Here is a 7978-nt window from a genome sequence, read left to right as displayed (position 1 = left end):
GCCCTGAACGCCGATGTGACATTGATCGCAGCGCCCGGCGGCACCGCGCTGCTGCGGCTCGGCCGCGAGCGGACCGTCCGCGCGGTGCCCGCCGGACAGGCCGTCGGGGCCGCGCTGGACGCCGCCCGGGCCTTCCTCGCCGCCCTGCGCGCGAGCGGGGCGAAGGCCTGGCACCTGCGCGAGGTGCCCGAACTCCTGCCGCCGGGCGACCGGCCGCTGCCGCAACTGCCGGGCGGGCACCCGCCGCTCGGTGCGCTGCCCGGCGGCCTCTCGGTCGGTATGCGCTTCGGCCGGGCCACCGCCGCCCAGTGGCGGCTGCTCGCCGGGGCGTCCGCGGGCACGGTACGGCTGACGCCCTGGCGCGGCGCCGTCCTGCCCGGCGCCAGGCCCGAGGGCCTCGGCGAGCTCGCCGAGGCCGGCTTCCTGACCGAGCCCGGTACCGCCTGGGCCGGCGCGACCGCCTGCACGGGCCTGCCCGGCTGCGGCAAGTCGCTCGCCGATGTGCGCAGCGACGCAGCCGGCGCACTGGAGCACGCGCGGGGCGCGGGCCTGCCGGTGCACTGGTCGGGCTGCGAACGGCGCTGCGGCCACCCCGCCGGGCGATGGGTGGACGTGCTCGCCACCGGGCAGGGCTACCGGGTGACGCCGGTCGGGACACCGGGCCGCCCCATGGATGTGACGCCAGTGGATGTGACGACGGAAGAGATGGCCGAGGCGGTCGCCGAGGCCCGGAGGACCACGTGATCGAGTACGAGAAGGACGGCGCGGCGATCTACCGCCAGTCCTTTGCCACCATCCGGGCCGAGGCCGACCTGGCCGCCCTGCCCGCCGACGTCTCGCAGGTCGCGGTGCGGATGATCCACGCCTGCGGGATGACCGACCTGGTCGAGGACCTGCTGTACTCGCCCGGCGTGGTCGCCTCGGCCCGCAAGGCCCTGCACGCCGGTGCGCCGATCCTCTGCGACGTCAACATGGTCGCGAGCGGTGTCACCCGCAAGCGGCTGCCCGCCGACAACGAGGTGCTCTGCACCCTCACCGACCCCTCGGTGCCGGAGCTCGCGCAGAAGATGGGCACCACCCGCAGCGCCGCCGCCATGGAGCTGTGGCTGCCCCGGCTGGAGGGCGCCGTGGTCGCCGTCGGCAACGCGCCGACCTCGCTCTTCCGGCTGCTGGAGATGATCGAGGCGGGCGCGCCCCGCCCGGCCGCGGTGATCGGCGTCCCGGTCGGCTTCATCGGTGCCGCCGAGTCCAAGCAGGCCCTGGCCGAGCACCCGTCCGGCCTGGAGCACCTGGTGGTGCGCGGCCGGCGCGGCGGCAGCGCGATCGCCGCCGCCGCCGTCAACGCGATTGCGAGTGAGGAAGAGTGACCGACCACCAGACGGAGCAGCGGACCGGCCGGCTGTACGGTGTCGGCCTCGGCCCCGGCGACCCCTCGCTGGTCACCGTCCGCGCCGCCGAACTCATCGGCAAGGCCGACGTGGTGGCCTACCACAGCGCCCGGCACGGCCGCTCCATCGCCCGCTCGATCGCCGACCGGTACCTCACCGGCGGCCAGATCGAGGAGAAGCTGGTCTACCCGGTCACCGTGGAGACCACCGACCACCCCGGCGGCTACCGCGGGGCGCTGGACGACTTCTACGAGGAGGCGTCCGCCCGGCTCGCCGCCCACCTGGACGCTGGCCGGAACGTCGTCGTCCTCGCCGAGGGCGACCCGCTCTTCTACGGCTCGTACCAGCACATGCACAAGCGCCTCGCGCACCGCTACCCGACCGAGGTGGTGCCCGGCGTGACCTCGGTCAGCGCCGCGGCGGCCCGGCTCGGCAGCGCCCTGGTGGAGGCCGAGGAGACCCTGACGATCATCCCCGGCACCCTGCCGGAGGAGGAGCTGACCGCCCGGCTCGCCGCCGCCGACTCCGCCGTGATCATGAAGCTCGGCCGGACCTTCCCGGCCGTCCGCCGCGCCCTGGAGCGGGCCGGCCGGCTCCAGGACGCGCAGTACGTCGAGCGGGCCTTCATGGACGGCGAGCGCACCCTGCCGCTCGCCGAGGTCGAGGCCGACACCGTCCCGTACTTCTCGGTCGCCGTGCTGCCCAGCAAGGTCGCCCCGCTCGACCTGCCGGAGCCGGCCGGCCCCGGCGAGGTCGTGGTCGTCGGCACCGGCCCGGCCGGACCGCTCTGGCTCACCCCCGAGGCCCGCGGCGCCCTCGCCGCCGCCACCGACCTGGTCGGCTACACCACCTACATCGACCGGGTGCCCGTCCGCCCCGGCCAGGTCCGGCACGGCTCCGACAACAAGGTGGAGGCCGAGCGCGCCGAGTTCGCGCTGGAGCTGGCCCGGCGCGGCCGCCGGGTCGCGGTCGTCTCCTCCGGCGACCCGGGCGTCTTCGCGATGGCCACCGCCGTGCTGGAGGCGGCCGGCGAGGACCCGTACCGCGAGGTGCCCGTCCGTGTGCTGCCCGGGATGACCGCCGCGCACGCCGCCGCCTCCCGCGCCGGCGCCCCGCTCGGCCACGACTACGCGGTGGTCTCGCTCTCCGACCGCCTCAAGCCGTGGGAGGTCATCGCCCGCCGGCTGCGCGCCGCCGCGGGGGCCGACCTGGTGCTCGCGCTGTACAACCCCGGCTCGAAGTCCCGCACCACCCAGGTCGGGCTGGCCCGCGACCTGATGCTCGAGTACCGGCCCGCCGACACCCCGGTGGTGATGGCCCGCGACGTGGGCGGCCCCACCGAGCGGGTCCGCACCGTCCGGCTCGCCGACCTCGACCCGGCCGAGGTCGACATGCGCACCCTGCTGCTCATCGGGTCCTCGCAGACCCGGCTGGTGCGGCGCGGCAACGACACCGAGGTGGTGTGGACACCGCGCCGCTACCCGGAGGACTGACCGGGGCGGCTCAGCCGGCGGCCGGCCACAGCTCGGCGGAGCGCGCCGCGACCTGGTCCCCGATCAGGCGCAGCGCCTCCGCCGCGGGCCGTGCGCCGGGCCGCCGCCCGTCCCGCAGCCGCAGCGAGACCTGCCCGTCGGCGGCCTCGGCCGGGCCGATCACCGCCTGGTAGGGCACGAGCCGGCCGGCCCGCACGCGGGCCCCGAGGGTGCCCGCCGCCGGGTCGGCGAGCTCGGCCCGCAGGCCCTGCCCGACGGCCTCCCGCACCAGGGCCTCGGCCTGCGGGCGCTGCCCGTCGGAGACCGGCAGCACCAGCAGCTGGACGGGTGCCAGCCAGGCCGGGAAAGCCCCCTGGTGCACCTCGATCAGGTGCGCCACGGCCCGTTCCACGCTGCCGATCACCGCCCGGTGCACCATCACCGGCCGGTGCCGGGCGCCGTCCGCTCCGGTGTAACCGAGGTCGAACCGCTCCGGCTGGTGGAAGTCGACCTGCACGGTGGACAGGGTGGCCTCCCGGCCGGCCGCGTCCGCGATCTGCACATCGATCTTGGGCCCGTAGAACGCGGCCTCGCCCGAGCCCACCTCGTACGCCACCCTGGCGTCCTCGAGCACCTCGGTGAGCACGGCGTTCGCCCGTTGCCACAGCGCCGGGTCCGCGACGTACTTGCCGCCCTCGCCGGGCAGCGACAGCCGGTACCGCGACGCCTCGATCCCGAGCGCCGCGTACGCCTCGCGGATCAGCGCCAGCGCACCGCGGACCTCGTCGGCGACCTGGTCAGGACGGCAGAAGACGTGCGCGTCGTTCAGCTGGATCGCCCGCACCCGGGTCAGGCCGCCCAGCACGCCGGACAGTTCGGAGCGGTACATGCCGCCGAGCTCGGCCATCCGCAGCGGCAGGTCGCGGTAGCTGCGCGGCCGGGACCGGAAGAGCACCGCGTGGTGCGGGCACAGGCTCGGCCGCAGCACCAGCTGTTCCCCGCCGAGCTCCATCGGCGGGAACATGTCGTCGGCGTAGTGCGCCCAGTGCCCGGAGATCTCGTACAGCTCGCGTTTGCCGAGCACCGGCGAGTACACGTGCCGGTAGCCGGCCCGCCGCTCGGCCTCCCGGACGTACTCCTCCAGCGCGTGGCGCACCGCGGCGCCGTCGGGCAGCCAGTAGGGCAGGCCCGCGCCGATCAGCGGGTCGGTGTCGAACAGGTCGAGCTCGCGGCCGAGCTTGCGGTGGTCGTGCACGGCGGTCTCCTCGGGTCTCCTGGGGGAGGGACGAGCGACCGCGCAGCACGAAGCCCCGGGGCACTCGCCCCGGGGCTTCGGACAGCAGGTGTCAGCGCGCCGGGACTCTCTCCGGCGTCGTCGCGGCAGCGCGCTGGTGCTTCATGCACCCAGGCTAACGCGGCCGGCGGGCAGCCTGCACGTGCATTTCGGTCCGGCCTCAGACGGCCTTCGGCAGCGGGAAGTTGGCCCGCATCAGCGCGTCGAAGGCGGCGTCCGGGAGGAGCCGCTTGGCGATCATCGTGCCGCGTGCCATCGCCCCGATCGCGTAGCGGGCCCGCGGCCGGCGTACCGTCGCGGCCCGGACGATCACCTTGGTGGCCGCCTCGGCGGTCACCGCGCCGCTGCGCCGGGTGAAGGCCTTGTTGGCGTACATGTCGGCGAGCGCGGTGGTGAACGAGCCGTACGGGCCGGAGCCGTCCGGCATGGTCGCGACCGCGGTGCCGCCGAAGCCGGTGATGGTGGGGCCCGGCTGCACCACCACGACCTCGACGCCGAACGGCGCGACCTCCAGGCGCAGCGAGTCGCTGATCGCCTCCACCGCGTGCTTGCTGGCGTGGTAGAAGGCGCCGCCGGGCGGGGAGAAGCGCCCGCCCATGGAGGAGATGTTGACGATCCGTCCGCGGCCGGCCCGGCGCATGCCGGGCAGCACCAGCTGGGCCATCCGGACAAGCCCGAACACATTGGTGTCGAACTGGGTGCGGACCTCGGCGGGGGAGGCCAGCTCCACCGGCTGGTGCAGCCCGTACGCGGCGTTGTTGATCAGGACGTCGACCTGGCCGTGGGCCTCCTCGACGGCGGCGACCGCCGCCGCCATCGACTGCTCGTCGGTGACGTCCAGTGCCAGGGTGGCGATGCCCCGGGCGGCCAGGTCGGCGAGCGTCTCGGGGCGGCGGGCGGTGGCGTACACCCGGTGGCCGAGCCGGTGCAGGGCCAGGGCGGCCTCCCGGCCCATGCCGGAGGAGCAGCCGGTGATCAGGACGGTGGCAGGGGTGGTCATCAGGGGGCCTTTCGGTGCAGGAGATCCCAGACGGCCTCTTCCGCCAGGGACAGGGCCTCGGCGGAGAGGGCGCCGAGACCGTCGGGGCGGTGCAGCTTCACCAGCCCGGTGAAGGCACCGATGGCAAGGGCGACCAGCTGCTCGGCATCGCCCTCGCGGATCGCGCCGGCCTGCTGGCCGCGGGCGATGAAGTCGGCCGCGATCCGGTCGATCTCGGCGGCCAGGGTCAGGCTGTCCGGGTCGAGGAAGGTGTCGTGCTGCTGGTGCTCCAGGAAGACGAACGACTCCGGGCGGCTGCTCGCGTAGCGGGTGAAGCCGCGCCAGAAGCGGCCGAACTCCTCACGGGTGGAGGCGGCCGGCCCGCCGTCGGCGAGCGCCGCGCCGAGCTCCTCCAGCAGGCCGCGCTTGGCGTGCTGGAAGGCGGCGTTGCCGAGCGCCTCCTTGCTGGGGAAGTACCGGTAGATGGTGCCGACGCCGACCCCGGCGCGCTGGGCGACCGCGGGCATCTGGGTGCCCTCGTACGTCCGCTCGGCGAACAGGGCGATGGCGCTGTCGAGCAGCTGCTGGGCGAGGTCGGGTTTGCGCGGTGTCACGGAATGAATGTTCATTCCGCTCGGCGCGGATGTCAAGCGCCTCCTAGACTGGACGCCATGGCGCGGCTCAACGACGAGGTCGGCGCGCTGCTTCAGGAGTACGCCGACCTGCTCCTGCTCACCGGCGGCGACGCCTACCGGGCACGGGCCTACGAGAAGGCCGCCCGGTCCGTCGGCGGCCACCCCGGCGACCTCGCGGGGCTCGACGCCAAGGGCCTCCAGGCCATCCCCGGGGTCGGGAAGTCCACCGCCGAGAAGATCGCCGAGTACCTCGGCACCGGCCGGGTCGCCGCCCTCGACGCACTCCGCGCCCGGGTGCCGCCCGGCGTCCGCGAGATCATGGCGATCCCGACCGTCGGCCCGAAGAAGGCCGCCCTGGTCCACCGCGAACTCGGCGTCTCCACCGTCGGCGAGCTCTTCGACGCCGCCCGCGCCGGGCGCCTGGACGACCTCCCCGGCCTCGGCGCCCGCACCGCCGAGAACATCGTCCACGGCATCGAGGTCCTCCGGCAGGGCGGCGGCCGCGTCCTGGTCTCCACCGCCCTCGCGCTCGCCGAGGAGATCGTCGCCGCGGTGGGCGCCGCCCCCGGCTGCGAGCGCTGCACGTACGCCGGCTCGCTGCGCCGGATGCGGGAGACCATCGGCGACGTCGACGTCCTCGCCGCCGCGGCCGACTCCGCCCCGCTCATGGCCGCGCTCACCGGCCACCCGCTCACCGCCGAGGTGCTCGGCAGCGGTACCACCAAGACCTCCGTCCGCACCACCCGGGGCCTGCAGATCGACCTGCGGGTCGTCCCCGCCGAGGACTGGGGGGCCGCGCTGGTCTACTTCACCGGCTCCAAGGCGCACAACATCAAACTGCGCGCCCGCGCCGTCCGGGCCGGGCTGAAGCTCTCCGAGTACGGCCTCTTCGAGGCGGACGGCGGACGCAAGCTCGCCTCGCGCACCGAGGAGGAGGTCTACGAGGCGCTCGGCCTGCCGTGGATCCCGCCCACCCTGCGCGAGGACCGCGGCGAGATCGAGGAGGCGCTGAACGGCGAACTCGCCGACCCCGTCACCGAGCGGGACATCCGCGGAGACCTGCACACCCACACCGACCTCACCGACGGCCTCGCCCCGCTGGAGGAGATGCTCGCCGCCGCCCACCGCCGCGGCCGGTCCTACGTCGCCGTCACCGACCACGCACCGGACCTCGCCATGCAGCGGATGACCGACGAGAAGATGCTCGCCCAGCGCGAGCGGCTGCGCGCCCTGCAGGGCTCGTACGGGCGGATGCGGCTGCTGCACGGCACCGAGCTCAACATCGACCCGGACGGCGGCGTGGACTGGCCGGCGGAGTTCCTGGCCGGCTTCGACCTGTGCGTGGCCTCGATCCACTCGGCCTTCGCGCTCGACCGGGCGGCGCAGACCCGCCGGCTGATCCGCGCCTGCGAGAACCCGCACGTCCACGTCATCGGCCACCCCACCACCCGGCTGCTCGGCCGCCGGGAGAGCATCGACGCCGACTGGGACGCCGTCCACGCGGCCGCCGCCCGCACCGGCACCGTCCTGGAGATCAACGCCTCACCGGAGCGCCTCGACCTCGGCGACGAGCAGATCCTGGCCGCCCGCCGGCACGGCGTCCGCTTCGCCGTCAACACCGACGCCCACGCCACCGTCCACCTGGACAACCTCCGCTTCGGCGTCGCCACCGCTCAGCGCGGCCGGCTCACCGCCGACGAGGTGGTCAACACCTGGCCGCTCACCCGGCTGCGCGCCCTCCTGCGCCGGCCGGCGGCCTGACGCGGTGTCGGACCGCCCGGCGCGGCCGAGGCCCCGAAGGTCCGGTTCCGACCATGGAGCCGCTCGCCCTCCTGCACGCCGCGAGCGGCTGGCTGCGCCCCGCCGGCGCGCTCGCCGCCGTCCTCTGGCTGGCCGGCTACCTGGCCGTCGCCGTCCTCGACCGGCGGCCCGCCGGTCACCGTGGTCGGCGAGGTGATCCGGGTGCAGCCCGGCCTGCACCGCTCCTCCCACCCCCGGCTGGTGGTGGACGAGGGCGGCGACGACCGCACGGTGGCCTGGGTGCTGCCGCCCGGGGTGCCGGTGCCCGTGCCCGGCACGGTGGTGCGCCTGCATGCCTCCCGGATCACCAGGGCGGTCCGTTCGGTGGCCGCGGTACCGGCCACCGCCCTCGGACCGGCCAGAACCGCCGTACCGGCCTGAGCCCGGTCGCCGGCCGCACCGCCGACGGC

7 protein-coding genes and 1 pseudogene are annotated in these 7978 nt (G+C 75.4%); 5 read left to right on the top strand and 3 right to left on the bottom strand.

The window, feature by feature from the left end; translation table 11 throughout:
- The 3 genes and pseudogenes from ACFV0G_RS29905 to ACFV0G_RS29895 all read left to right on the top strand — a co-directional run.
- A pseudogene (locus tag ACFV0G_RS29905) lies at positions 1 to 744 on the top strand (hypothetical protein); the annotation flags it as partial.
- Positions 741 to 1367 (top strand): precorrin-8X methylmutase, encoded by a 627-nt coding sequence (locus ACFV0G_RS29900; RefSeq protein ID WP_380554808.1) that lies wholly within the window; start codon positions 741 to 743, stop codon positions 1365 to 1367. The pseudogene ACFV0G_RS29905 and the gene ACFV0G_RS29900, both read left to right, overlap by 4 nt.
- Positions 1364 to 2881, top strand: coding sequence for a precorrin-2 C(20)-methyltransferase (locus ACFV0G_RS29895; RefSeq protein WP_380554806.1), 1518 nt, complete (start codon positions 1364 to 1366; stop codon positions 2879 to 2881). The genes ACFV0G_RS29900 and ACFV0G_RS29895 overlap by 4 nt, the downstream gene beginning before the upstream one ends.
- Positions 2882 to 2891: 10 nt before the next feature.
- On the opposite strand, the gene thrS is transcribed toward ACFV0G_RS29895, so the two are convergent.
- The 3 genes from thrS to ACFV0G_RS29880 form a co-directional block, all read right to left on the bottom strand.
- Positions 2892 to 4244, bottom strand: coding sequence for a threonine--tRNA ligase (thrS, locus tag ACFV0G_RS29890; RefSeq protein ID WP_380554810.1), 1353 nt, complete (start codon positions 4242 to 4244; stop codon positions 2892 to 2894).
- Positions 4245 to 4314: 70 nt separating this feature from the next.
- A complete protein-coding gene (locus ACFV0G_RS29885; protein ID WP_380554805.1) occupies positions 4315 to 5154 on the bottom strand; it encodes an SDR family NAD(P)-dependent oxidoreductase in 840 nt (279 codons plus the stop codon).
- Entirely contained in the window at positions 5154 to 5747 is a 594-nt protein-coding gene (locus ACFV0G_RS29880) for a TetR/AcrR family transcriptional regulator (protein WP_380554803.1), read from the bottom strand. The genes ACFV0G_RS29885 and ACFV0G_RS29880 overlap by 1 nt, the downstream gene beginning before the upstream one ends.
- A 57-nt stretch (positions 5748 to 5804) precedes the next feature.
- Between ACFV0G_RS29880 and polX the strand changes: the two genes are divergently transcribed.
- Together polX and ACFV0G_RS29870 are read left to right on the top strand one after the other, a co-directional pair.
- A complete protein-coding gene (gene polX / locus ACFV0G_RS29875; protein WP_380554801.1) occupies positions 5805 to 7529 on the top strand; it encodes a DNA polymerase/3'-5' exonuclease PolX in 1725 nt (574 codons plus the stop codon).
- Between the two features lie 201 nt (positions 7530 to 7730).
- Positions 7731 to 7949 (top strand): hypothetical protein, encoded by a 219-nt coding sequence (locus ACFV0G_RS29870; RefSeq protein ID WP_380554799.1) that lies wholly within the window; start codon positions 7731 to 7733, stop codon positions 7947 to 7949.
- Positions 7950 to 7978: the final 29 nt, after the last annotated feature.

It is taken from the genome of Kitasatospora sp. NPDC059571, from assembly GCF_042735675.1.
Taxonomy (GTDB): Bacteria; Actinomycetota; Actinomycetes; order Streptomycetales; family Streptomycetaceae; genus Kitasatospora.
The sequence above is the reverse complement of the archived record's forward strand: the minus strand, read 5'-3'. Positions and strand labels throughout refer to the sequence as shown.

Coding starts and splice junctions, on each gene's coding strand:
- ACFV0G_RS29885 (WP_380554805.1), bottom strand. CDS start 5,154: ATGACCACCCCTGCCACCGTCCTGATCACCGGCTGCTCCTCCGGCATG.
- polX (WP_380554801.1), top strand. CDS start 5,805: ATGGCGCGGCTCAACGACGAGGTCGGCGCGCTGCTTCAGGAGTACGCC.